General features: G+C 68.6%; 20 protein-coding genes. 8 read left to right on the forward strand and 12 right to left on the reverse strand.

The genetic code is table 11. The features are described from left to right. Positions 1-173 precede the first annotated feature (173 nt). From FMQ63_RS12725 to FMQ63_RS12735, 3 genes are all read left to right on the forward strand, one after another. Positions 174-1,685: a right-handed parallel beta-helix repeat-containing protein gene (locus FMQ63_RS12725; protein ID WP_216608472.1), complete on the forward strand. Its 1,512-nt coding sequence runs from the start codon at positions 174-176 to the stop codon at positions 1,683-1,685. A 430-nt stretch (positions 1,686-2,115) separates the two neighbouring features. Further along, positions 2,116-4,035, forward strand: coding sequence for a glycosyl hydrolase family 18 protein (locus FMQ63_RS12730; protein WP_225909799.1), 1,920 nt, complete (start codon positions 2,116-2,118; stop codon positions 4,033-4,035). Between the two features lie 686 nt (positions 4,036-4,721). Then, complete coding sequence (locus FMQ63_RS12735; RefSeq protein ID WP_228556411.1) at positions 4,722-5,159, forward strand: hypothetical protein; 438 nt, start codon at positions 4,722-4,724, stop codon at positions 5,157-5,159. A gap of 51 nt (positions 5,160-5,210) precedes the next feature. On the opposite strand, the gene FMQ63_RS12740 is transcribed toward FMQ63_RS12735, so the two are convergent. Both FMQ63_RS12740 and FMQ63_RS12745 read right to left on the reverse strand, forming a co-directional pair. After that, entirely contained in the window at positions 5,211-5,759 is a 549-nt protein-coding gene (locus FMQ63_RS12740) for an SMI1/KNR4 family protein (RefSeq protein WP_011551738.1), read from the reverse strand. Between the two features lie 43 nt (positions 5,760-5,802). Beyond that, the gene (locus FMQ63_RS12745) at positions 5,803-6,414 is read right to left on the reverse strand and encodes a hypothetical protein (protein WP_011551737.1); all 612 of its coding nucleotides are present in this window, start codon (positions 6,412-6,414) and stop codon (positions 5,803-5,805) included. Between the two features lie 61 nt (positions 6,415-6,475). On the opposite strand from FMQ63_RS12745, the gene FMQ63_RS12750 reads away from it, so the two are divergent. Further along, complete coding sequence (locus FMQ63_RS12750; protein ID WP_020477719.1) at positions 6,476-7,129, forward strand: hypothetical protein; 654 nt, start codon at positions 6,476-6,478, stop codon at positions 7,127-7,129. A gap of 54 nt (positions 7,130-7,183) precedes the next feature. On the opposite strand, the gene FMQ63_RS12755 is transcribed toward FMQ63_RS12750, so the two are convergent. The 3 genes from FMQ63_RS12755 to FMQ63_RS12765 all read right to left on the reverse strand — a co-directional run bounded on the left by FMQ63_RS12755 (position 7,184) and on the right by FMQ63_RS12765 (position 10,766). Beyond that, complete coding sequence (locus tag FMQ63_RS12755; protein WP_011551735.1) at positions 7,184-8,605, reverse strand: pitrilysin family protein; 1,422 nt, start codon at positions 8,603-8,605, stop codon at positions 7,184-7,186. Between the two features lie 12 nt (positions 8,606-8,617). Continuing rightward, positions 8,618-10,054 (reverse strand): pitrilysin family protein, encoded by a 1,437-nt coding sequence (locus FMQ63_RS12760; protein ID WP_011551734.1) that lies wholly within the window; start codon positions 10,052-10,054, stop codon positions 8,618-8,620. A gap of 127 nt (positions 10,055-10,181) precedes the next feature. Further along, positions 10,182-10,766 (reverse strand): hypothetical protein, encoded by a 585-nt coding sequence (locus FMQ63_RS12765; protein WP_228556412.1) that lies wholly within the window; start codon positions 10,764-10,766, stop codon positions 10,182-10,184. Between the two features lie 317 nt (positions 10,767-11,083). Here FMQ63_RS12765 and FMQ63_RS12770 point away from each other — a divergent pair, with 317 nt between their 5' ends. Both FMQ63_RS12770 and FMQ63_RS12775 read left to right on the forward strand, forming a co-directional pair. Next, positions 11,084-11,302 carry a hypothetical protein gene (locus tag FMQ63_RS12770; RefSeq protein WP_002639318.1) on the forward strand — a complete coding sequence of 73 codons (219 nt, stop codon included), beginning with the start codon at positions 11,084-11,086 and terminating at the stop codon, positions 11,300-11,302. Then, positions 11,299-12,183, forward strand: a complete 885-nt coding sequence (locus FMQ63_RS12775; RefSeq protein WP_011551732.1) for a hypothetical protein — start codon at positions 11,299-11,301, stop codon at positions 12,181-12,183. Before FMQ63_RS12770 ends, FMQ63_RS12775 begins: the two co-directional genes overlap by 4 nt. Positions 12,184-12,199: 16 nt before the next feature. Here FMQ63_RS12775 and FMQ63_RS12780 read toward each other — a convergent pair whose 3' ends face one another. Next, a complete protein-coding gene (locus tag FMQ63_RS12780) occupies positions 12,200-14,614 on the reverse strand; it encodes a DNA polymerase domain-containing protein (RefSeq protein ID WP_011551731.1) in 2,415 nt (804 codons plus the stop codon). Positions 14,615-14,752: 138 nt separating this feature from the next. Here FMQ63_RS12780 and FMQ63_RS12785 point away from each other — a divergent pair, with 138 nt between their 5' ends. Beyond that, positions 14,753-15,397: a YafY family protein gene (locus tag FMQ63_RS12785; RefSeq protein WP_011551730.1), complete on the forward strand. Its 645-nt coding sequence runs from the start codon at positions 14,753-14,755 to the stop codon at positions 15,395-15,397. Between the two features lie 138 nt (positions 15,398-15,535). Here the strand turns inward: FMQ63_RS12785 and FMQ63_RS12790 are convergent, their stop codons facing one another. The 4 genes from FMQ63_RS12790 to FMQ63_RS12805 form a co-directional block, all read right to left on the reverse strand. Then, positions 15,536-15,718 (reverse strand): hypothetical protein, encoded by a 183-nt coding sequence (locus tag FMQ63_RS12790; protein ID WP_011551729.1) that lies wholly within the window; start codon positions 15,716-15,718, stop codon positions 15,536-15,538. Between the two features lie 75 nt (positions 15,719-15,793). After that, the gene (locus tag FMQ63_RS12795; RefSeq protein ID WP_011551728.1) at positions 15,794-16,000 is read right to left on the reverse strand and encodes a cold-shock protein; all 207 of its coding nucleotides are present in this window, start codon (positions 15,998-16,000) and stop codon (positions 15,794-15,796) included. Between the two features lie 351 nt (positions 16,001-16,351). Then, positions 16,352-16,996: a hypothetical protein gene (locus tag FMQ63_RS12800; protein WP_026113810.1), complete on the reverse strand. Its 645-nt coding sequence runs from the start codon at positions 16,994-16,996 to the stop codon at positions 16,352-16,354. Positions 16,997-17,164: 168 nt separating this feature from the next. Next, positions 17,165-18,511: a metallopeptidase TldD-related protein gene (locus FMQ63_RS12805; protein WP_228556413.1), complete on the reverse strand. Its 1,347-nt coding sequence runs from the start codon at positions 18,509-18,511 to the stop codon at positions 17,165-17,167. A gap of 293 nt (positions 18,512-18,804) precedes the next feature. Between FMQ63_RS12805 and FMQ63_RS12810 the strand changes: the two genes are divergently transcribed. Then, positions 18,805-20,082, forward strand: a complete 1,278-nt coding sequence (locus FMQ63_RS12810; RefSeq protein WP_216608474.1) for a TldD/PmbA family protein — start codon at positions 18,805-18,807, stop codon at positions 20,080-20,082. A 22-nt stretch (positions 20,083-20,104) separates the two neighbouring features. On the opposite strand, the gene FMQ63_RS12815 is transcribed toward FMQ63_RS12810, so the two are convergent. Together FMQ63_RS12815 and FMQ63_RS12820 are read right to left on the reverse strand one after the other, a co-directional pair. Further along, positions 20,105-21,202: a hypothetical protein gene (locus FMQ63_RS12815; RefSeq protein ID WP_020477722.1), complete on the reverse strand. Its 1,098-nt coding sequence runs from the start codon at positions 21,200-21,202 to the stop codon at positions 20,105-20,107. 17 nt (positions 21,203-21,219) lie between these two features. Continuing rightward, a complete protein-coding gene (locus FMQ63_RS12820; protein WP_225909798.1) occupies positions 21,220-23,103 on the reverse strand; it encodes a hypothetical protein in 1,884 nt (627 codons plus the stop codon).

A 23,103-nucleotide genomic window follows, 5' to 3' on the forward strand; every position in this document is an offset into this window, starting at 1 on the left:
GTTCCGTCGCGCGCCAATCACATCCACCACCTCCTGGACATCTCACCTGGACCCGGGCAGGGGCGACTATCCACATCCAGCGCCATCGCCATCCGTGGAGTCCATATGACGCTGCACGACTTCACACTATCGAGTCCCTCTCACTGAGCACCCGCTCAGAGAGAGGAGCGTTCATGAGTCGAAATCGATGGCGATGTTTCGGAAGTCTTCTGGTTGGAACCCTGTCACTGCCAGTGGTGGGGTGCTCGGGCGAGGAACCCAGTCACGAAGAAGTCCACAACAGCCCCAGTGAGGACGTCCACACGGCAGCGCTGAGCACGGAATCCCCCCAAGAGGGCTTCCAGGACCCCACCTGCGGGTACATTCCCTGCCCTGTCTTCCAGAACGGAAACGTTCTGACGCTGGCGGGCAACTGCGCCACCTACTCCACCCTGCGCATTCCGGATGGGTACCTCCTGGATGGGGCTGGGCACTTCATCATCGCGCTGGACCCCCCTGGAGACCATTTCAAGGGCCCCATCGCGCGCAACTGCGGCAGCAGCGCGTTCTACATGAACCTCAGGCTCATGTTGAAAGGGCTCACGGACGTCTGCGACACGGGGGATGACGCGCTCGTGGGCATCCGGTTCGACAATGCGACGGGCTCCGTCATCAACACCCAGATTTTCAACATCCGCCAGGGAGACGGAACCGGAGGCTGCCAGGAGGGCACCGGCATCCTGATTCGCAACCAGGGCCCGTTGAGCCCGACGCAACACGTCGGTGTCCAGAACAATCTCCTGCTGGGATACCAGAAGGCCGGCGTCGTGGCGGTTGGCGATGTCGTGGTGGACATCACCAACAACCGGGTGGTGGGCTCGGGGCCCATCGGCAACGTCGCCCAGTCTGGCATCCAGGTCGGGCTCGGGGCCACCGGAAGCATTGTCAACAACCTCATCTCCGGGCACTCCTACACCGGCGAGGGCGTCGCCAGCGGCATCCTCGTCTACGGAGGGCCGATGTACGGAGGCCCGCTGTCCACGGACGTCCTCATTCAAGGCAACCAACTTTTCAACAACGACATCGGCGTCTACCTGTCCCAGGGCAACGCGGATCAAAGCCCTCCGGCGGTGCTGACGAACATCCAGGTCGTGGACAACGTGCTCCACTTCGACGGGGTGACGAATGGCTACGTCTACCAGGCCGGAATCTCGGACCTGGGAACGGGCAATGTCATTCACTCCAACATCATCACCGGCGCGGGGTATGACCCGGCCACCCTCCCCGGCTCCACCTTCGCCGTGGATGTGCTCGCGGGTCCGGCAGCAAGCCTCGCCTTCCTCAATCCGCCTCGGCAGGTCCCCGTGGGCCTCTGCTCCGGCCCGCTCATCGTCCAGACCCAGGACGTGAGCGGGAACCTGGTCGTTCCCACCACGACGGGCTTCAACATCACCTCAGCGGGTCCGGCCTCCCCCGGCATCCAGTTCTACGCCGACCCCGCCTGCGCGGGCCCCGCGGTGACGACGCTCGACCTGGGGAACCCCCAGGCTCAGGGCCGCTTCTACTTCCGAGCCCCCACGCCGGGCAGCGTCACCGTCTTCGTCTGGAATTCGGACTGGACACAAGGCCAGACGCAGCAGGTCTTCATCCCCCTGGAATCGGCGCCACCGCCCGCCGGCGCCCTACGGCTGGAGCTGCAACACTGACGGGATGCCCGGGTGGCCAGAAGGCGCGCCCACGCGCTGGCCACCCGGGCCGTTGGCAGCAATAGACATACAAATACAACTCACCATCAATACATCCCGGAACGAGGCGACCTCGCGTGGCCCTGTTCGAAAGCAGTCGCTGCGCTGGGCCGACTGAGGGAATGTCACCGCCTCCCTGGTCCCGCGAGGCGCCTGTTCGGCGCTCGGATGCAGATTCCGAGACATCCCACAGACAAACATGCTTCAACTGTTGCATCGACAGTGATTGAGGCGACCTTGGGGAGGGCTTTGCCATGCAGGGCTCCTCCCCCAGGTTGCTCGAGGCCCGTCAATCTCAGTCAGGCAACGAAACCGTGTAGCACGGCTCACCGCGAGTGAGTGAGTGAGTGAGTGAGTGAGTAATCCCATCGGGCCTCGACAGGAGAAGCGAATGAACCGGTTGGTCGTATTGTTGGTTTCATGGATGGCCATGGTCCTGGCTTCTGGTGGCAGCGCGGCCTGGGCCGCCCAGGCGGAAGCAAGGCCTCCCGCGGCAGTGGTTGGCGGGGACGGAGGCGAGCCCCCCGAGCTGGTCCCCGTCACGACGAGTTGGATCTACCGCGATGCCATGGAAGCACCGTGGCAGGACTACTCCTGGGCCCCCCACTCGCTCACCAACACCTCCCCTGTCGCAGTGGGGCGCTACTCCATCTCCGTGACGATGCGCGCCTGGGAGGCGCTGTATTTCAATACATCGCCGATCACCTCGAACGCGGGCATGACGCTCACCCTGCGCGTGCATGGCGGGACGGGCGGCAACAACGCGGTGGTGCTGACCCGGGCCGTGGTGAATGGCGCCTTCACGCCTGGCACCGAGCTGGGGCCGTACTGCACCGGAGGCCGCATCCGCGCCAACACCTGGGTGACGTGCACCGTTCCCATCTCCCTCCTGGCGCCACAGGGAGCACGGCTGACGGGCCTGGTTCTCCAGGAAGGCCTGGGACTGAGCCTGCCCACGCTCTACTTCGACGAGCTGGGCGTGCGTGGCATGGCCACGCCGCCTCCGCCCGTGGAGGTGGCCATCACCCCCACCTCCGCCACGGTTCCGGCCGGGGGGACGCAGGCCTTCACTGCCACGGTGACGGGCAGCACCAACACGGCGGTGACGTGGTCCGTGCAGGAGGGCGCGGCGGGAGGCACCGTCACGCCGGCGGGCCTGTACACCGCTCCGGCCATCGCGGGCACCTACCACGTGGTCGCGACGAGCCAGGCGGATCCCACGAAATCGGCGGTGGCCACCGTCACCGTCCCGAACACGCCCCCGCCGCCGAGCGGCACGTGGGTGTCGGGCTACTACACCGGCTGGAACGCCGACATGTACCCGCCGGAGAAGGTGGACTTCTCCGCGCTCACGCACATCCTCGTTGGCCGCGTCACTCCCAATCCGGATGGGACCGTGAACACCCAGTTCGACAACTCGAATGGCCCGGCCATCGCGCGGACACTGTCCACGCGGGCGCACGCAGCCGGACGCAAGGCCATCATCATGGTGGGCGGCGCGGGTGAGCACGACGGCTGGGTGGGCGCGGCGTCCAACGCGAACCGCGCCCAGTTCGTCCAGAACCTGCTCAACGCGATGGATACCTTTGGCTATGACGGCCTGGATATCGACTGGGAGCCGGTGGAACAGGTGGACAAGCCGGCGTTGCTCGCGCTGATACAGGCGCTGCGCGCGGCCCGGCCGCAGATGCTGCTCACCATGCCCATCGGCTGGGTCAACAGCAACTTCCCCGAGGATGCGGACCCGTGGTTCACCAACCTGGTCCCCTACCTGGACCAGATGAACGTGATGACCTACGAGATGACGGGCCCCTGGGGCGGCTGGCTGTCCTGGTACACCTCCGCGCTCACGGGCGAGGCGGGCAACCACCCCACGTCCGTCTCCTCCAGCCTCAGCGCCTGGGCCAACGCGGGCATCCCCAAGAACAAGCTGGGCATGGGCATCCCGTTCTATGGCATGGCGTGGCGGAACATCACCGGCCCGTATCAGCCGTACACGGACTGGTCTGACTACGTGGGCAGCGACAATTCCTTCACATACAGCAAGATTCTCCAGTTGTCGGCGACGGGCGTCTACCACTGGGACGAGGCGGCGAAGGCCAGCTACGTCACCTTCGACGTCCCCGTGGAGGACGGCACGGTGCGGTGGATTTCGTATGACTCACCGCAAACCATTGCCGCCAAGGGCGCCTTCGCCCATGACAACGGATACGGTGGCACCATCATCTGGACCATCAACCAGGGATGCACCGACCCACAGACTGGCGCCAATCCGCTGCTCGACGCGGTGAAGAACGCCTTCCTGCCATGACCCGGAGAGGGCAAGGGACCGCGCTGTGCACGCAGCGCGGCCCATGACTCCACAAGAAGTGCCCTACCTGGGGCGTCAAAACGCCCCCCGTGAGAAGCGACGGCCACTGCCGACACGCACGGGCATTGACGAGACACCATGACACCTGTTCCCGGGGGCGCGAGCGCCGTGCTCGCCTGCCCCCGCGACGGGGACACGAATCTTCCCACCGACACCTTTGGAACGGCACCCCGATTGCTCATGGCTGCCCACGATGGAGGCGTGACTGTCTACAGCGGGCATCGCGAGCACCAGGGCAGCACCTGGGGGCAGAAAGAGCGCGGTGGCCGAATCGCTGAGGGGCTTGGGCAACGACATGAATGACGGCGTTCGCACGCTGGTGAGCGGCAAGAAGGCGCTCGACGTCGGCACCGCGAACCCGATGAATCTCCATCCGGACGGCGGCTGGGAGCTCCTCTAGCTGAAGAAGGACTGAGGCGGCCCTCCCCCGGCCGAGGCCCTGGCCCACAAGGTCTGGGCTTCGGCCGGGGTGCCAGGATTGGAGAATTCCTATCGGAGTGCAGTCAAAACTCCGTGTCAGCCCATGGGGGGTGGATTCGCAAACGTGGAGGAAGGACTAAATAGGCCGCATGCCCCTCTCCTCCCCGTTTTCCATTGCCGCCCTGAGTCTGTCTTTTCTTGCGCCGATGTCTGCCCTGGCGTCCGGGGACACCATCGCCAACTCGTATGTGGACGTCTCCGCCTACCTGACGTCGAAGGCGGACATCGAGGCGTGGTACCAGCTCCGGGCCTCGCTGAAGCAGAACTTCGATGACATCTGCGGCGACACGTTCTGCGAGGGCGAATACAGCAACATCGAGTCGCTGCGCTTCCGCTGCTCCGTGAATGCCCTGACGGGCCGGATGGGCCAGTGCGTCTGGGTCTTCGCCGCCAGCAACGAGGAAGTCGACCCGGCGACGGGTTCGGTGACGGTGGATGCGCGGACCTGGGCCTGCCAGGTGCCTGTCGCCCCGCGCACCACGATTCAGGAGTTCCTGACAGCGCTCGCGGGCACGTCTCCGCTCTACGCCACGCTGCCGCGCACCCAGACCCCCCTCTACGAAGGTCTGGGCAACTGCCTCTGAGTCACGGAGCCTCGACGAAGCCCGTGCAGCAACACGGGCTTCCGCCGCGCCTTACGCTTCCGCGAAGTTCTCGATGAGCGCGTCGATGACCCTGACGATGTGCGCCGAGAAATCCCGGAAGTGCTCGGCGTCCTCCGTTCCCAGGCGCGGGGAAAGGTCGAAGGCCTCGTCGTGGTAGTAGCCCACGACGCCCAGCTCGCCTTCCGGCGTGACGTCGCGCGGGTTGAAGCACCAGAAGTTGTCCACCGCGTCGTCATCCGCGCGCTGGAAGAACAGGGCCTGGTTGATGGCCTCCTCCACCTCCGGGTCGTCACCGTTGACCGCGTCCGACGGGTCCGGCGCCGCCGCACGCAGGAAGCCCGGCTCCTCCATGCCGATGAGCTCCCGCCCACCGTGCAGCACCTTGAAGGTGCCGTAGGTGCTGATGAAGTGCACGTAGCTGGGAGGCAGCTTCAGCTTGAACTTCTTCTCCAGCTGCGCCACCTCGTCGGCAGTCACGGGCGTGGAGAACTCGATGCTCATGTCCTCGATCTCCTCCGCCAGGGACTTGAGCCGCTTCACTGCTTCCGCCACCGCATTCTCATTCGACGTATTGGCCATGATGCGCGCACGCTAGCGAATCCGTGTGCCCCGCCAAGCCCCTTCAGCGAAGCAGGGCTCGCCCGCGAAGAAGGTGCTTCGCGATTTCTTCGTAGGACCAGTCGCCGTCGGCGTCCACCACGTCCGCGCTCAGCTGCTTCGCCAGCGCCTCACGAATGTCACTGGGGTGTCCATTGAAGTGGTGGTCCGCCTGCACGTCATCCACCGCGTCGAAGCGGTCAGCCGCCACGACGATTCTCGCCTTCAGGGAATCCGAGTAGGTCGAGTAGTCGTTGTAGTAGGTCCACGCCACCTGCTGCACGGTGATGGGGCCCAGCGACACCAGTTCACCGTGGAAGAGCAGGTTCTTCGCGGAGAGCGCGCCGCCCGTGAAGAGCAGCGCGTAGTCGAAGCCCTCGTGGATGATGCTGCCCTCCACCTCCAGGTCACCCGCGACGAGCAGCCGGGACTGGTCCTCCAGGACCAGGTTCCCCTTCACCACGACGCGTGACGCTTCCAGGACGCGGTCATCCCCCTCGGAGAGCTTCAAGTCTCCGGACACCACCTCCGTGGCGCCGGAGTTCGTCAGCTTCGCCTTGAGCGCGGCCCGCCGCGCCGCCGTGCCGCAGGGCGTGTGGAGCGAGCCTTTCTTGAGCAAGTCATCGAGCAGGGACATGGCCGCGCATCAAGGCACGGTGAACCTGGACTCTCAATGCTCCAGACGTAGGCTGCGGCCCATGCACGAGCAGGCGCTGCAATCGCGTTACCGGGAGCTACTGGAGAGCGTGGAGGCCTGGGCGAAGGGATTTGGAGGAAGGCTCGTCCTGGGCCCTCCCGTACCGGACGAAGACATCGACCTGGTGCCGGAGCTGCTCGGCATCCCGTCGTCCAACGGAAGGCCCGTGCTGCCCGCGGGGCTCCGCGAATTCTGGCGGCGCTGCGCCTTCGCGCGCGTCGAGTTCCGCGACTGGGATGATGGCGGCGCCTGGACGCCCCTGCCCGCCAACTTCCGGGTGTACTCACCGGACGAGGTGCTGGAAGAAACGCGCTGGGTCCGCATTCCCACGGACGTGACGCTGGGCAATCGCCCCCTGTCCACCACGCACCTCTACGCCCTCGCGACGTGTGACGTGCTGCCCCGGGACGCTCAGTGGTGTGTCGCGGCGAGCGGAGGTGCGTTGACGGCCCCCGTCATCGTCCTCAACCACATGGGAGACCTGACGTGGGCCCAGCTCCAGGACTCGGGGCAGTTCGTCTGGGCCGAACAGCAGACGGCGCACGGCGCCACCTTCACGACGTTCCTGGATTGGCTCGAGCACTACGTCCGGCACACGTGCCAGCTCGCCCCCGAGTCGCTCTACCCGGACGGCGTCACAGCCCGCCCCGAGTAGGGACACCGTGGGAGGAAGGCGGAGGCCCAGGTGTGGCCTCCGCCCTCCCAGGACTCACTTCAGCGCGGGGGATACGACCTTCAGCTGCGGCGCCACCAACTTCTGGTCGCCCACGACGATGAAGGTCATCGCCTCACGCGTCAGCATCTTCGCGGCCAGCTGCTGCACCTGCTCCGGCGTGACGGCCATCACCGACTGCACGTAGTTCTGCAGATACGAATCAGGCAGGCCGTGCAGGTCCACGAAGCGGAGCTGGTAGATGATGCCGCTGCGCGACGAGTTCTGGAGCAGGAAGGAGCCCGCCAGATAGCTCTGGACAGCGCTCAGCTCGTCCGCGGGCGGCGGCGTCTTGCGCAGGGTGGCCACCTCCTTGAGGATCTCCTTCAGCGACTCGCCCGTGACGGCCGTCGTCACGTCCGCGTTCTGCACCCAGTAGGCGTCCTCCAGGTGCGTGGACACATCGCTGTAGGGCGAATACGTGTAGCCCTTCGCCTCGCGGATGTTCGCGGTGATGCGCGAGCTGAAGTAGCCACCGAGCAGCGTGTTCATCACCGTCTGCTTGACGTAGTCCGGGCTGGAGGGCGGCAGGCCCTTCACCGCCACGCGCACCGTGGACTGCACCGAGCCGGGGCGGTCGATGAACTGGACCGCCTTCGCCACCTTCTGCTTGGGCACGTTCCGGAGGCGCGCCGCGCCGGCCTTCCAGCCGGTGAACGCGTCCCGGATGGCCTTTTCCACCGGCGCCGGCTCGAACCGGCCGACGACGTACAGCCGCGCCCGGGCCGCGCCGATGTTGGCGTCGTAGTGCGCGCGGACGGCCTCCGGCGTGTAGCCCTTGAGCTGGGCCTCCGGCGGGAAGTAGCGGCCATACGGGTGGTCACCGTAGAGCGACTGGAGCAGCCGCTCGTCGGCGAGCGTACCCGGCCGGCTCTTGTAGATGGCCATCTCCCGCACGAGGTCGCCCTTGACGCGCTCGACCTCCGCCGGCGGGAAGGCCGGGTTCTGGATGACGTCCGCGATGAGGGCCACGGCGTCCGGCGCCGACTCGGAGAGGACCTCCAGACCGACATAGGTCTGGTCCATCGTCGTGCCGATGTTGAGCGAACCACCCAGCTGCGCGGCCGCCTGGGCAAGCTGCTCCGCGGAACGGGTGGTGGTGCCCTCCGACAGCAGCTTTCCCGTCAGGTCCGCCAGCCACGTCTCCGTGGCCTTCTCGTGGATGTTGCCGGTGTCGATGGCCAGTTGGATGGCGACCTTCGGCATGTCGCCGTAGGGCAGCAGCGAGACTTCCAGCCCGTTGTCGAGCGTGAACTCCGTGCGGACGGGGACTTTGAAGGGCTTGGGCGCGGCGGCGGCCGGAGGCGCTTCCTTGGTGGGCGCCGAGGCGGGAGCGGCCGCGAAGGCAGGCGTGGACAGCATCCCGAGCACCATCAGCGCGGGCGCGACAAGGCGGGTGCGAATTGAGTGCGTGGTCATGGGTGCGTGTCCTCAGGGGGCCTGCGTCTTGGTGGCGGGCGCCGTGGCGGGCGTCACCGTCAACACGGTGCGGTTCTCACGGCGCAGATACTCCTTCGCCGTCTTCTGGATGAGCTCCGGCGTCACCTTCATCAGCTCCGTCTCCAGCCGGTTGATGCGCGCCGGGTCGTCGAAGAAGAGCGCGAAGGACGCCAGCAGGTCCGCGCGGCCGAAGCCGAGGAAGCCCTCCAACTGCCCGTACAGCCCCGAGCGCGCCTTCACCCGCGCCCGCTCCAGCGTCGCCGCGTCGATGGGCTGATTCTGCAGCTGCGCCACCACGCCGTCGATCTCCGCGAGGAGGGTCTCCGTCGTCGTGTCCGCGTCATGGAACAGGTACGCGGTCCACTGCATGGGGCCGTTGTAGTTCCAGTGGTTGCCCAGCTGGTTCACCCCGCCGGAGACCTCGCCCGTCAGGCCCTTCTTCTGCACGAGCTGCTGGTAGAGCGCGCTATCGTTGCCTTGCAGGAGGACCTCGTCGACCAGCGCCATGGCGAAGTACTCGGGCGTGCCCACGTCGGGCATGTGGTAGCCCACCGCGAGCGCCGGACGCTGCGCCAGCTTGTCCTGCTTGTCGTGGCGCTTCTCCTTCGTCTGGCGGGGCTCGGAGATGTCCGGCTTCGACGGCTGCGCCACGGTGGGCAGCGGCCCGAAGTACTTCTGAATCCAGCCCTTCACCTGCTCCGGCTCGAAGTCACCGACGATGACCAGCGCGGCGTTGCTGGGCGCGTAGTACGTCTTGAAGAAGGCGCGCACGTCCTCCAGCGAGGCGGCCTCCAGGTCCTTCAAGTCGCCGTAGAAGTTGTGGGCGTTGTACCAGTTGGTGTTCGCCACCTGCGGCATGTCCAGCCACGGGAAGCCGCCATAAGGCTGGTTGAGGACGTTGACCTTCACCTCGTTCGTCACCACGCCCTGCTGGTTCTTCAGGTTCTCCTCCGTCACGTCGAGCCCGCGCATGCGGTCGGCCTCAGCCCAGAGGATGGGCTCCAGCGCGTTGGAGGGGATGACTTCAAAGTAGTTGGTGAAGTCGAAGCGGGTGGAGCCGTTGAGCACGCCGCCGTTCTTCTGGATGAGGCGGATGAACTCCATCTTCCCGAGGTTCGTCGAGCCCTGGAACATCATGTGCTCGAACAGGTGCGCGAACCCGGTGCGGTCCTTCGGCTCGATGCGGAAGCCGATGTTGTAATAGACGGCGACGACGGCCTTGGGCGCCGAGCTGTCGCGCGAGAGGACCACCTTCAAGCCGTTGTCGAGCTTGTAGTAATCCACGGGGACCTGAAGCTTCGGCTGTTCGGCGGGAGCTTCCACCTTCGCCGCTTCGACGGCGGGCGGTGTCTCCGGCTTCTGGGCTTCCTGCGTGGTCGCGCAGCCGGTGAACGCGGCCAGTGCTACCGCTCCGAATACTTTCCTCATCGGACCTCCCCTGGATGACCTGGCATCTCGTCGAATGACGGAGCCACTACGGCGCTGTGCGCCTTCCGATTGCCAAAGATTCAGGGTCCCGGCAACCCGAACGCACCGAAAGGGAAGGTCTGTTGTCCTACGTCACGAGGAATGGCGCGGCGCAGTAGGAGCAATCCACCTTGTCCCCCGGCTGGACGGCCTCCGCACTCACGGGGGCATCACACGAAGGACAACGCAAGGCCACGTTCTTCCCCCGCTCCAAAGCTTCGCGGTGAAGGTAAACACGCGAGTCGGCGAGGTAGACGAGGTCCACCTCGTGACGGGCGATGAGCGTGGTGAGCATCGCCGCGACCTCCTCCTCCGGGAGCCGGAACTGCGAGGCCACGTCACTGACGCGGATGCGCGTCTGCGCGCGGATGAAGCCCAGCAACTGCTCGTGGCGGCGCGCGGTCCGGAAGGGAGACAGCCCCTTCTTCCACGCGAAGCGGCCCACGGCGACGAACACCGCCGCTACCAGCAGGATGCCCACGCCATCCGAGGTCGTCTTCCCCTCGTCCGGAGAGACGCTTTGCACGGCGCCCACCATCACGCCCAGCGCGCCGACGAAGACGAGGTTCGCCCCCCACAGGGCCAGCAGGGCCCCCAGCCCCATCTTGAGCCAGTCCCAGTATCTCCGCGGCGCGGGCGCTCGAACGGCATGCGGACGGGGGACGGCTGTCACGGAGGGCGACGGGGCATCACGAAGATGTGGGGCGTTCATGGGGTCTCGCGGAACGAGCCGGCGCATTCTAGGGGGCGACGCCGGCGCGTCACCTCCGGGAAAAACAGTCAGCACGGCAGCTCCCGCCCGCCGGGCCCGGCTCAACTCCATGTTCTCAAAGAAAAACCTGCATAACGAGAGGGATTCCGCATGGCCAGACAGGGTGTGCCCCTCGTGTGCGGGCTGGAATCTGCCTACGCTCCAGGTTTCCACCAGGAGGTGGCGCGATTCTCCCTTCGACCTCCCAGACCTCCCCCGCCGGCTGGCACGACACGCTCGTGCGACACCTGGAACCGCTCCTTGGCGGGTTCACCGCGAAGATGGCCATCCAGACCGCCGCCCTGCGGACCCTCAAGCGGCCCCCCGAGCAGCTCAAGCGAGAAGACCTCCCGCAGTTGCTCGAAGGCCTCAAGCCCATGCTGAACACCTTCATCGGCGCCCTGCACGCGAAGGTCATCCTGGCGGAGATTTCCGCCTCCTTGGAGAAGCTGCGATGAGTACTCAGTCGACGGGCCGTGCGGCCGGAAGCATCGTGCCCTGGTTCGGCGCGGTGCTCGTGCTCCAGTTGGCGCACGCCTTCGCGGCGGCCTCCGCGCTGGACGCGCCGCGTTCGCTCTCGCTCGTGCATGACGTCGCCGGTTGGGGCAGCGGCGTGCTGGCCGTGCTCGGGACGCTGGCGGCGGCCCGTTCGTTCGCCCAGGGCGACTACCTGCGCAAGGTGTGGGGCGGCCTGGCCGCGGGCGCGCTCCTGTCGCTGGTCAGCACCGCGCTGCGCAGCTACTGGCTCCACGCGGTGCCGGACGTGCCCTTCACCCAGTCACCGCTGCTGCCCGTCCGCATGCTCGTCGTCGTGCTGGCGAACGTCAGCACGACGTACGCGCTCATCCTGCTGGCGATGACGTACCGGCAGTCCGGACTCCAGCCGCCGTCCAGCGTCCGCTCCAACGCGCTGTGGGTGGGAACGGCCGTGGCCGCGCTGGCCGTGGGCGTGCCCGTGCTGGCCACCGAGGTCCGCCACCTGGGCACGGACGCCATCAGCACCATGTCCGCCGTCATCAGCCTGGCGTCGACGCTGGCCGACATGACGACCATCCTGCTGGTGGCCCCCATCCTGGGCGTCGCGTACATGCTGCGCGGCGGACGGCTGGCCTGGGTGTGGTGGGCCATGGGCGTCTCTGGCGCCATGTGGCTCTTCTACGACGCCCGCGTGTGGCTGGGGCCCCTGCTGCCCGGAGACGCGGCGCAGAACGCGGAGTTGCTCCGTACGCTGCGCACGTCGGGCCTGGTGCTCCTGGGACTCGCGGGCTGGCTGCAGCGCACCGCCCTGGCGCCGCAGCAGTCCCCCGTCGCTGCCCAAACGCACGCCGGGGTGTCCTGAGCCGTCGCGCGCGCGGCTACGCCCCTTCCAGGGCGGCCGCCGGCTCCGTCAGCACCGTGAGAATGGGCTTCGCGTCCTCGAGCGAGGGCGCGAAGAGGGAGGGCTGGCCAGGGTCGTCGAACACGGTCCGGAAGTCCTCTGGCGTCAGCGCGCGCACCAGTCGCGCGGCGAACGTCTCACGCAGGAGCCGCACGTAGTACTCCACGTCGTAGTCGCGCGGGTCCTCCTCGCGTGACAGGGGCCGCGCCGTGCCCGGGTCATCCGCCTCCGGAATGGGGAGCAGGCCCGCCCGGCCTCCCACGGCGCGGTAGACGCGGACCTGCTCACCCAAAGGCCATTCCTTCCGGCCGCTGGCCAGCATGGCCTCGTAGGGGAGCTCGCGCCGGCGGGGCCGGAGGGCGAGGTACTGGGCGCCCGTCTTCGTCAGGCGGACGTGCGCGCAGACCTCCGGCGTGGGCAGCTCCCGGCGGCGCAGGGCCATCACCGTCGCGACGTACACCTCACGAACGCCCGGGATGTCTTCCGCCAGGAGACAGCGCAACGCGCGGCGCAGGAAGGCCTCTCCGAAGGGCTCCGCGCGGCTGGAGCGGAAGGCCACGCCCCGGAGCACCAGCGGTCCGTCATACGGCTGGAGCGCGTAGTTCTTCGGTTCGTGCGACAGCATGGCGGCGTAGCGCCCGTCGAACTCCAGTTGCACGCGGGGCGGCAGCAGCGCGGCGACCTCCGAGACGACCCGGCGCTCGTCGGCCTCCCGCCAGTCCTCCGGGACGGCGAAGTACACGCCGTCGGTGTCCGCCTCCAGCAGCGTGACGCCCCGGCGAGCCAGCTCCCGGCAGAGGAGGCCCAGCACCTCGCGGCCCTGGCGCGTCACCTCGTTGGCCGCGTGCACGTCCGAGAAGCGCGTGAGCCCCACCGCGCCCAGATAGCCGTAGGCGGAGTTGACGACGATTTTCATCGCCGCCGACAGCGCCTCGTTCGTGAAGCGCTCCTGCGAGCCAGGCGCCGCGGCACGCGCCCTGCCCTTCGCCGCCAGCCGCTGGTCCACCAGGCGGTCCACCAACGCCAGCAGCACGCCCAGCCTGTCCCGCTTGGGGCCAATCCGGTACTGGCGCATCAGGGAGGGATAGAGGCTGGCGACGTCCGCCTTCACGATGCGCCGGGCCACGCCCGTGGCGAACAGGTGGAGCGCCGCGCCGCTGTGCGGCGTGCCATCCCCCTCCTGGTGCGCGGGCAGCGCCGCGCCCTCCCGGAGATAGGCCCGGACGAGCAGCGGGTCCAACACGCCGGTGGCCGGCCCCGCGTCCGCCAGCCGCTCGTAGCGGCGGGGCGCCATGCGTGCGAGCGCAAAGGCCGCGCCCCCGAGCAGCCTCGCGAGGCCGCCCGCCTCCGTCACGTCATCACGCGCATAGCGCCGCACGCGCGCCGGGTCCGTGCGGAAGACGTCATATACGCGGGCACCGGGGATGTGCTCGCGCTCGGGCCCCGCCAGGCCCAGGTGCTTCGCGACGGCCTTGAGGCCATGGCCCGGCAAATCCCTCGTGGAGAAGTCATGCCGCAGCACCGCGTCCAGCGTGTCGATGAACTCACGGCCGGGCACGGTGTAGCGCGCACGGCGCATCGCATCCGGAGGCGCGCCGGGCACGGGCCGTCCCAGCGCGGCCCCCCTGGCGGACGGGCGGTGCCGCAAGCCCGGTGCCCCCGCGCGGCCCAGCGCCAATGACACCCCCAGGTGCCTGGCTCGCCGCGCGAGGAACGGCAGGTCGAAGCCGTGCAGGTTGTGGTTCTCGATGACGTCGGGGTCCCAGGCGCGCACGCGCTCCGCCAGGTGGTAGAGCAGGTCCGCCTCCGCCGAGTCGTCATCCCCCTGGGCTTCGAGTGTCTCCGTCGCGCCGTCCGGGCCTCGCAGCGCCACCAGGAAGACGCGGTGATGCGCCGGGTCCAACCCGGTGGTCTCCAGGTCGAACTGCATGCGGCGCAGCGCATCGAAGGCGAGGTCGCGGAAATACGTGCGGCCCGACATCGTGAGGTACTGCTCCTCCGGAGGCAGCGCGAGCACCGTGTTCGCGCCCAGCTCCTTCAGGTGACTCACCGGCTGGCCCAGGCGGCGTGACGCGCCTTCCAGCACCGCGCTGGTGAGCGCGCGGCCGTCATCTCCGCGGACCAGGTAGCGCAACGCACCGGGCCCTTCGAGTTCCTGCCACGTCACCCGGTAGCGCGCGGGGCCATCCGACTCCGGACGCAGCCGAGGCCCCAGGTGCGCCAGGTCCTCCAGGGACGCGAGCAGCAACCACGGGCGGAAGCGCACGTCCTCGCGAAGCAGCTCCCCCGTCTTGGGGACGCGGCGCCAGACGAAGGCGCGGCCGTCGGGCTCCGCCCACACGGAGACGATGCCCGGCGTGGGGTCCCAGCCCCAGAGCCACTCGTCCTCCATGGAGTCCCTCCGGGCGGAAGTGCCGCGAACGCGCGCGATGCAAGCCGCTCGCGGCGTGGGATGCAAGGCACGTTGCTCCAGGGACATCACGTCATCTTGAGGGAGGAGAGTGACAGTGGTATGTCAGGTTTCCTCTCCATGCAGCGCACCGAGCGTCTCTTCGCCCTCGCCGAATACCTCCGGGGCCGCCGTACCGGTGTCACGGCGGAAGTGCTCGCCGAGCGGTTCGGCGTCACGGTGCGGACCATCTACCGGGACCTGGATTCCCTGCGTGCCTCGTCGATGCCGGTGTCCGCCGAGCGCGGCCGTGGCGGTGGCTACGCGTTGGATCGCAGCTACAGCCTGCCGCCGGTGAACTTCACCGCGCGCGAGGCAGCGCTCGTCGTCGCGCTGGGGCGCTTCGCCATCGACATGCGGCTGATGCCCTTCGCGGGCACGCTGGAGTCGGCGCTGGACAAGGTGCGCGCGGCGCTCTCCACCTCCGCCCAGCGCGAGCTGCTCACCCGGCTGAGGGAGTTGGCGTTCATCGGCGTGCCGTCACTGCCGAGCAAGAAGCCCGTCCGGGAAGCATTGGAGCGGGCGTGGTTCGAGCAGCAGCCGTTGCGCATCACCTACGTCGACAGCAACTTCCTGGAGACGGTCCGCGACGTGCGGGTGATGTCCGTCATCATGAACCGGCACGAGACACGCGTCGACGGGGAGGACCTCACCACCGGGGAGCGCCGCCACTTCCGCCTGGACCACATCACCCGCGCCGAGGTGCTGCGCGCCGCCGGACCGTGAAGGCGGCCCAGGAGCGCTGGCTGCGTTGACGTGAGGGGAAGTGGCTACTGCGTCCTCCCGGGGGCGGGGGCGCCGTCCCGGAAGGTTGCCCTGGGCACCACTGACTGCGTGGCAAGCCCAGGCGGCACGATACTGGGCTCAAATCTCCAGCGGCGGCTGGGGACCGGGGATGATGTCCGCGATATCGGGGTCGACCTCACCCGGCTGACGCGGCCCGCGCTCGGACTTGACCTTCTTGCGCTCCTCGCGCTTCGCGTTCTTCTCCTGCTGGTGCTGCTTGCGCGCCTGCTCTTTCTGGCGCTTCGTGGATCTGCCTTGCATTGAGCCTCCCTCGCTGAAAACAAAAGCCCGGCCTCGCAGTGAGGAGACCGGGCTGATGGTGCTGAGCCTGAGCTCTCAGCCGACGACGCGGACGTTCTCGGCCTGGAGGCCCTTGGGGCCCTTCCGGGTCTCGAACTCCACCTTCTGGCCTTCGGCCAGGGTACGGAAGCCATCCGTCTGGATGGCGGTGTGGTGGCAGAACACGTCGGCCCCACCGTCGTCCTGGGCGATAAAGCCAAAGCCCTTCGCGTCGTTGAACCATTTCACGGTGCCAGTTGCCATGTTTCTTCTTCTTTCTGCGTGCGGCGCGAGACCGCAGCCCGTCCCATAGAGCGAGACAGGCAGCCTCTAGCCTGTCGAGGGGCCAATGTCGAATGTGGAAGGCCCCGAATCTCCACCGGCTGTTCGCCGCGTGAAGGAAACGTGGCGTAGAACCGAAGAATTCCAGCCCCTTGACTCGTGGCACCACGCCCCGAAAATCGTCTGACGCCCCTTCACCGTCGGACGTTCCTTCAATGTGGGGGCGCCCGCGGCCCCTGGGGAGCGCCCTGGAGGGCACATTCCTGGACACCACTGGGCCCCCCGCCCTCCCGGAACAAGGAGCAGCCAGGGGCTGGCTTCCTGGCCTGCCCGCTAGGCGCCGGGGGGCGTCCGCGGAAGTTCCGTGCCAAACACCACCTGGAGCAGGTCCATGAGCCCGGGCCAGGCCTCGGCGGCCAGCCACAGGCCCTCGGACTGATGCTCGGCGGTCATGGCCAGGGAGGCCGAATCGAACAGCCGGGCAGGCAGCACGCCCTCTTCGGGCAACGGCCCTTCCACTTGTAACACCTGACCGTCCCAACGAATGCCGGGAGGCAGCAGCCGCTCCGCCAACACCCGCATCGCGGCCCGGCCCGCCCCGGCGCGAAGCACGCCCATCATCAGCGACGAAGCCGTGCGGGACTCCTCCAGCGCCACCACGCCCGGCGTCTTCAACCACAGCCGGTAGCGCCCGGAGGCCAGCTCCACGCGCTCCAGCGCCGTCTCCACGCGCAGCTTCCAGCCGTGCACGGAGAAGCGGATGTCATAGACGTTCTCCCGCGAGGACCACTCGCGCAGCTCGAAGTTCTTCAGCCGGGCCAGAAGCTGGCTCACCACGGTCTCCACGCGTGCATGCGACAGGCGCACCCGCCTGCGGCTCACGTCCACCGCCATGTCGTTGGAGAGCGCATTCGGCAATCGCTTCGCCCACTCCCGCGCCCCTTCCAGCATCTTCGCCGCCAGCGACTGACCCGACATCCGTGTCCTCCCGTGACGCCGCCTCCCTGGGCCCGGGGGCCTCGTACCGGCGGCCCAGCGTCGTGCGCGCAGCATGCACCGGATTCGAAGACAGCGCGCGTCCTGCTCGCAGGGCAGGCGGGCCCGCGTCGCCTGGCTGGCCCCGCGCCGCCCCAAGGGACGTGGACTTCACCTGGCCGCCTGCCCTCCCTGGGCACCCGACAGCAGGGGCGGGAAGACGAGCGTCGGCGTGCCACAGCCCTCGGCGGTGGGGAAAAAGGTCAGGTCCGTCCCCACGCCGCGCAGCGCGCGGAAGGTCTCCAGCACGGGGAGCTCCAGTTCCACCGGAGCGATGCGGCGCACACGACGGCCGTCGCGTACCTCCCAGCCGCCCGCCACCAACGTGACGGTGCCGGGACGCGGCATGGTGGTGAAGGTCTCCACGCGCGCGACGAGTTCCGTGTAGTGCGCGGGGAGCACGGCGGTCTCACCGGGCACGAGGAAGGGATTCACGGCTTCGGGCGTGGGTGGTGACATGCTGGTGCGGAAGCCACGCCCGTTGAGCGGCGCGCCGAGCCGCGATGCGGTGTCGGAGGCGTGAAGGAAGCCTCGCAGCACGCCCGCGTCGACCAGCGACAGCGTGTCTGTGGAGAGTCCTTCATCATCCATGGATACGCGCCGCGTGCCCGTGGGGTGGTTCGGGTCGTCCACCACGCTCAGGACCGAGGGGAACAACTTGCGCCCCACGGCCCGGGCCAGGGCGGGTGTGGCCGCGGCCACGTCGCCCCGTAGCAACCAGATGAGCCCCGCCGCGAGAGGCGCGGCCACCGCCGGCCGCAGCACCAGGGGGAGGTCGCGGTCCAGCGACTCCGCGGGGCCCGTGAGGGCAGCTACAGCCTCCGCGAGTCGATGGCGCAGCGGAATGATGACCGTGTCGTCCGCCGCTGTTTCGGGAAACGCCACCGCATCCACCACGGCGCCTCGCGGCGTCTCACAGCGCACGAACAGTTCCTCGCGCCATTCCGTGCGAGCACGGCGCGCGCCACTTGCGCGCACCAGGGCGCGCCACGTGGACACCTGGGTGAGCAGCGCGGCCTGCACGACGCTGCCAGGGGGCACGGCGGTCTCGATGAAGTGTTTCATCCGGCGCGCCGCGCGCTCCGGCTGGAGCGGAGGAGGACTCGAGACACTCGGGGAATCGCTCTGAGCTGGAAGCTCTGGCAGCGGACTCGCACGTCCTGAAGTGGCCTGTCGCGCGGTGCGCTCCAGGAGCAGCGGCAGCGCGCCTGTCTCACCCACCGGCGCGGTCAACATGCCCTGCCGCGCGTCCCAGCTCACGCGCGCCATGGCATCCATGGTCTCCCCCTGGTTGACGATGGAGCGCCCCGTCCCGGCGTCGTATTCGAACGACAGCCTGCGCTCCGCGGCGAGGAACAGCTCGGCCTGCGAGGGTGCGTGGTGCCGCGTGAAGCCCTCCAGCGCTTCGCCAGCGGACGTCAGCCATTCGCGAGGCTGAAGGCCCGCGTATGCCGCCACCCCGCTGTCCTCCTCGGAACCGGAACCGCCCCGCATCCACTGCCTCCGCCGACACACGCTGGGACTGCTCGTGAGGATACCGGTCTCCGTCCTCGCGTGGGGACGCTCCGCGTTGTCGCGCGGATTCCGTATCGGTGGTTCAACCGTCCGTCCGTGCGTGCACGCAATCCAGGCGCGTGCATGGGTCCGCCTCGCCGTCTGGCGTATGCTCCTGAACCTGTGCCCGCCGTTTCACGGTGGGCGTCACCGACGCCACGGCCAGCCCGCGTGGTGCCCGGCCGGAGGACACTCGCTTGGATTGGTTCGTGGAGCGGCGCGAAGTCACCGAGGTCCTCCACCAGCGTTCCGGGCTCCGCGTCATCCCCCCCGTGCTCGACCAGGGCTGGTCCATGGGGCAGACCACCCCGGACAGTATGGCCTGGCAATGGGCCCAGGTGGCTGGCGCCCGATGGAAGCACGGCCTCATGCCGGAGGCGCTGGCATACCAGGCCCGTCCCCTGCTCGACGCCGAGCCCCGGCTCGCGAGCGACACGGAGGCCATGGTGTCGCTCGTCCGCCAACTGGAGGCGACAGCGCGGGCCGCGGGCGCCCAGCACCTGGACGTGCTGCTGCGCGAAGTGGAGCGGCGCACGCTGTCCGCCAGCGACGCGCACCAGAGAGAAGACCACCAGCGCCATGCCCTGCTCGAAGTGAAGGCCTTCCACGACACCGGCGCGGGCATGGCAGAACTGTGGCGCTGCGCCGCCTGGCCGGACGTCACCGGGGCACGCACCGCGCTGCCCTCGTTGGAAGCGCTCGTGGAGAGCATGGCGCGGGAGCTGCGGGACACAACACCCATGGTGCCCTGCCCCCGCGACGTGCTGCCCATCGTCTTTCCACCAGGCGCCGCCTCCGGCTGCTTCTTCCACGAGGTGTGCGGACATCCCCTGGAGGGAGACGTCGTCGCGCGCGGCGGCTCATACCTGGCGCGGCGGCTGGGGCAGCAGGTGGCTGGTGCGCACCTCAGCGTCTCGGACGACCCGACGGACGGCCACGGCGCGCTCGGCTTCGCCTGGGACGATGAAGGCCACGCCGCGCTCCCGGTGACACTCATCCGCGAGGGCCGGGTGGACGCGCCCCTGCTGGATGCTCGCAGCGCCGCCGCGCTGGGCCGCGCGCCCAACGGACACGGGCGGCGCGTCAGCTACCGGCACCCGCCCCTGCCTCGCATGGCCCACACGCGCGTGGACGCGCACCAGGGACACCTGGAGGCGCTGATGGCGGACATTCCGCACGGGCTGCTGGTGCAGCACCTCACGCCCCGGCAGATGGACCTGCTGTCAGGCGACTTCAGCTTCTACATCGTGGAGGCGCGGGAAATTCGAAACGGCCGGCCTGGGCGCCGCGTGGGCCCCGGCATCCTCCGGGGCAACGGGCTGGAGGCGCTGGCCGCCATCGACGCGGTGGGCGCGGACACGAAGAACCTCTTCGCCACGCGCGGCTGCCGGAAGCTGGACCATGGCCCGCTTCCGGTGTCCTTCGGGCAGCCCACGGTGCGCTTCCGCGGGCTCACGGTGGAGCCCTCGCGGTGAGCGCCGTGGGCGCCTGGGTGCGTCACCCCTCCGGGTAGCAGAGAAAGCCGAAGTCCGGCGGCGGCGCGGGCTCCTCGTAGGGGTTCTCCTCCACGGGCGGCGAGGCCTCCATGGCGAACAGGCGCGTGAAGGACACTCCCGGCGGCAGGCCCTCGACGAAGAAGGGAGGCACCTCCCAGGGCCGGCCCTCCTCCTCGTCCTCCAGGGTGTCCACGAAGCTCACCGTCAGCGCGCTCGGGGCGCCCGGCTGCACCACCAGGGCGTAGTAGCCCAGGCTGCTCATGCCGCCGGGGATGGCGAAGTAGCCCATCTCCGTCTGGCCCGGGAACGAGCCCGGCGGCGCCCAGTCGATGGCGTACAGCGTGCCCGCCGTCGTCTCCGCCGCGATGTCACCGCTGGGGAACAGGAACGCGTCCAGCACCGGGCTGGGCGAGTAGACCCACAGCAGCGCCACCGAGCGGCCCGACGAGGCATCCGCCAGGCTGGCCGGGGAGACGGACGTCCCCGTCTCCTCGGAAATCACCTGCGCCAGCGCGCCGAGCGCGCCCGCCTCGCCCACGATGGCCGGCGACTGGATGAGGCACTGCGTCCCGGTGGCCGCGATGGGCCGCAGGCTGGTGGTGGCGTAGTACGGCACCGCGGGGATGGGCGCGTGGCCCTCCTCCTCCGGGAACATGTCGGCGGCCCCCACGGAGAGCCCGGGCGCGGGCTCGGCGCGCATGAGGTACGGCACCGTCGGGTCGGAGGGAATGCCTTCCGTCTGGAAGTTGCCCCAGGGCGGCATCGCGGGGCCGCTGGTGTCGACCACCTCGCCGGTGGGCCCCACCATGCTGACCTGCGCGCCCCACACGGACGCGCGCATCACCGTGGGCATGCCATACAGCAGCGCCGGCAGCGGCGGCCCGGCCTCCGGGTCCTCCGGGTCGGGCGGCCACATGACGAAGGTATAGAACATCGCCTCCGGATCGAAGATGACGCCGGAGACGGGCACCCGCCGGTCGGGCAGGTCGGTGTAGGGCGCCTCGGCGTCCAGCTTGGGTGGAGGCGGTGCACTGCTATCAGCGCACGCGCTCAGCACGGCGGCGGACAGGGTCGAGGCAATGAGAGAGCGAACCTTCATGGCGTTCCTCTGAGGGCTCAGCGGGGCGGGAGGATGTGCTCGGCCGGCGGCGTGGTGACGTGGCACGATTCGGCGCAGTTGCCGTAGCCGTTGGGCGTGTTCTGCATGGGCTCGAAGCGAAGGTCGAAGTACTCCGTGCCGTGCGATGCCACGTGGCAGCCATTGCAGCTCATCAGGCTGGGCCACAGCGTGCTCTCCCGCGTCAGGTGACACATGGTGCAGTCACCCTTGTTCTGGTTGTACTTGCGCGAGCTGTTGTGGATGCGGTGGATGATGTCCGGCAGGTAGCCGTAGCCCTCCTCGATGTGGCACGTCTTGCACGCCTCCACGTGGTCCACGGACATGCCGTGGTGCACGTTGGAGAGCGAGTTCACCCCGTTGTGGCACACCTGGCAGTTGCCCACGCGGCCCGGGTAGGTGGTGGGCTGGGCCTGGCCCACCTGGAAGAAGAAGGGGTCCAGCCGGTTGAGGCGCTCGCCCATGAAGGTGCGGTGCCCCTTGAGGATGATGGCGTAGGTGCCCGCCTTCGCGTTCGGCGGCAGCGTCACCGAGTAGTGCGTGGGCGGCTGGGCATCACCGCCGCCCGCGAGCTGGTTGGAGCCGGGCGGCAGGTAGAAGTGCGGCTCGCTGAACAGCGGGAAGGAGAAGTACGGCAGCGTGTAGGAACCGCGCGACACCTGCAGGTCCTGCAGCGGGCCCACCACCTTGAAGCCGGACTCCGAGGAGCTGGCCTCGCGGTAGGTCAGCAGCATCTCCTCGTTGAAGTACGCGAGGCCGTTGGAGGACTCGCCCATGTACTCGTTGTAGCTGGGCATCCGGTTGCGCGGATGCAGGCCGTTGCCGTCCCCGTCGCGCAGCGACACCATGAAGTCCACCGAGTCACCGGGCATGAAGTAGCTGCCGTTGGTCGGGCGGTTGACGCGCACCGCCTGCGTCAGGCCGAAGCCACAAGGCACCTGTTCATCGGTGGCCAGCCCGCTTTCATCCAGCCGGTAGCAGGTGGCCGGGCGCTCCGCCTCGGGCGCGAAGACGATGGGGAAGAGGAAGGGCTTGAGGGGCAGCTGGCTCCAAGTGACGCGGATGAGTCCCTCGCCGGAGAGCTGCGGCATGGTCAGCGTCTTGAACGGGTTGGTGGCGCCGGAGAAGGACGCCTTCACCATCGTCTTGTAGGTGGGCTCGGTGCCGTCCGGCAGCAGGCTCACCTCCGGGTCTCCCGGGAAGCGAGGCCGCGCCAGGTCCGCCACCAGCCAGCTGGCGCGCGTGCGGCCCGTGGTGGCGCCCTCACCCATGAAGTCACGGCGGCTGTAGGTGATGGAGGTGCGCACGGCGCCGTCCGCGTCGAGCACCTCGATGAGGAAGGTGTCGTCCAGCGAGCGCATCCACGCGGCGTTCTCGTAGTACGTCTCGCGCTGAAAGGTGGAGTCGAAGTCGTTCGTCCACTCGTCCCGGCCCACCGTCACGCCCGACCAGTCCAGGTCCTTGAAGCGCGACTCCTTGCGCATCCAGAAGGACGGGGCGTGCTGGTTCTTGAAGTCGGTGTGGACGTCGGAGACGGCGTCCACCGCGGTGAACTCGCGGATGAAGTAGCTGACGCCCGGCGTCACCTCGAACCGCGCCGAGGGCGGCACCTGCTGGCCCATCCTGTTCATGGCCTCGCAGGTGGCCGGATAGTCCGGCAGGTCCAGCGAGCCGGCCGACACCGGCTCACCGGTGGGCAGGATGGCGCAGCCATTGAAGTACAGCAGGGACAGGGAGATGGCGCCGGAGGCCGAGCTCGAATACGGGTCGAACGCCCTCGCGCCGCGGCCACGGGTCCCTTCGGCGTCGCCGATGTTGAAGACGTCGCAGCCGGCGGAGCACACCAGCACGGACAGGAGCAGTCGCTTGAAAAGAGATTTCAT

Origin of the sequence: Myxococcus sp. CA005 (genome assembly GCF_006518205.1) — a bacterium.
GTDB classification, from domain to species: domain Bacteria; phylum Myxococcota; class Myxococcia; order Myxococcales; family Myxococcaceae; genus Myxococcus; species Myxococcus xanthus.

Excerpts from the sequence above, each read along its gene's own strand:
- FMQ63_RS12745 (WP_011551737.1), bottom strand. The coding sequence starts at position 6,414 with ATGTCCCTGCTCGATGACTTGCTCAAGAAAGGCTCGCTCCACACGCCC.
- FMQ63_RS12730 (WP_225909799.1), top strand. The coding sequence starts at position 2,116 with ATGAACCGGTTGGTCGTATTGTTGGTTTCATGGATGGCCATGGTCCTG.
- FMQ63_RS12795 (WP_011551728.1), bottom strand. The coding sequence starts at position 16,000 with ATGGCAACTGGCACCGTGAAATGGTTCAACGACGCGAAGGGCTTTGGC.
- FMQ63_RS12800 (WP_026113810.1), bottom strand. The coding sequence starts at position 16,996 with ATGTCGGGTCAGTCGCTGGCGGCGAAGATGCTGGAAGGGGCGCGGGAG.
- FMQ63_RS12815 (WP_020477722.1), bottom strand. The coding sequence starts at position 21,202 with ATGAAGGTTCGCTCTCTCATTGCCTCGACCCTGTCCGCCGCCGTGCTG.
- FMQ63_RS12755 (WP_011551735.1), bottom strand. The coding sequence starts at position 8,605 with ATGACCACGCACTCAATTCGCACCCGCCTTGTCGCGCCCGCGCTGATG.
- FMQ63_RS12760 (WP_011551734.1), bottom strand. The coding sequence starts at position 10,054 with ATGAGGAAAGTATTCGGAGCGGTAGCACTGGCCGCGTTCACCGGCTGC.
- FMQ63_RS12785 (WP_011551730.1), top strand. The coding sequence starts at position 14,753 with ATGCAGCGCACCGAGCGTCTCTTCGCCCTCGCCGAATACCTCCGGGGC.
- FMQ63_RS12740 (WP_011551738.1), bottom strand. The coding sequence starts at position 5,759 with ATGGCCAATACGTCGAATGAGAATGCGGTGGCGGAAGCAGTGAAGCGG.
- FMQ63_RS12820 (WP_225909798.1), bottom strand. The coding sequence starts at position 23,103 with ATGAAATCTCTTTTCAAGCGACTGCTCCTGTCCGTGCTGGTGTGCTCC.
- FMQ63_RS12750 (WP_020477719.1), top strand. The coding sequence starts at position 6,476 with ATGCACGAGCAGGCGCTGCAATCGCGTTACCGGGAGCTACTGGAGAGC.
- FMQ63_RS12780 (WP_011551731.1), bottom strand. The coding sequence starts at position 14,614 with ATGGAGGACGAGTGGCTCTGGGGCTGGGACCCCACGCCGGGCATCGTC.
- FMQ63_RS12790 (WP_011551729.1), bottom strand. The coding sequence starts at position 15,718 with ATGCAAGGCAGATCCACGAAGCGCCAGAAAGAGCAGGCGCGCAAGCAG.
- FMQ63_RS12735 (WP_228556411.1), top strand. The coding sequence starts at position 4,722 with ATGTCTGCCCTGGCGTCCGGGGACACCATCGCCAACTCGTATGTGGAC.
- FMQ63_RS12775 (WP_011551732.1), top strand. The coding sequence starts at position 11,299 with ATGAGTACTCAGTCGACGGGCCGTGCGGCCGGAAGCATCGTGCCCTGG.
- FMQ63_RS12725 (WP_216608472.1), top strand. The coding sequence starts at position 174 with ATGAGTCGAAATCGATGGCGATGTTTCGGAAGTCTTCTGGTTGGAACC.